Source organism: Halomonas sp. ATBC28, from assembly GCF_005937175.1.
GTDB classification, from domain to species: Bacteria; Pseudomonadota; Gammaproteobacteria; order Pseudomonadales; family Halomonadaceae; genus Vreelandella; species Vreelandella titanicae.
In genome coordinates this window covers 1-428 of sequence record NZ_VCQL01000129.1, presented here as the reverse complement: position 1 = coordinate 428, position 428 = coordinate 1, and the positions used below count along the sequence as shown (strand labels likewise).

Here is a 428-nt window from a genome sequence, read left to right as displayed (position 1 = left end):
TGCTCCGGCTTTGCAGCGGATTGATGCTCGCGGCGCAACGGCGGTGCCAGGGTTTATTGATGCTCACCTGCATATTGAATCCAGCATGATGACGCCGGTCACTTTTGAAACCGCTACCCTGCCGCGCGGCCTGACGACCGTTATTTGCGACCCTCATGAAATCGTCAACGTGATGGGAGAAGCCGGATTCGCCTGGTTTGCCCGCTGTGCCGAACAGGCAAGGCAAAACCAGTACTTACAGGTCAGCTCTTGCGTACCCGCCCTGGAAGGCTGCGATGTTAACGGTGCCAGTTTTACCCTTGAACAGATGCTCGCCTGGCGGGACCATCCGCAGGTTACCGGCCTTGCAGAAATGATGGACTACCCTGGCGTAATTAGCGGGCAGAATGCGCTGCTCGATAAACTGGATGCATTTCGCCACCTGACGC

General features: G+C 57.0%; 1 protein-coding gene. It reads left to right on the top strand.

Going from position 1 to position 428, the window contains the following annotated elements; all coding sequences use genetic code 11:
* A partial coding sequence (locus tag E0L35_RS25665) for an amidohydrolase family protein (RefSeq protein ID WP_138801743.1) occupies positions 1-428 on the top strand: 428 nt, incomplete at both ends.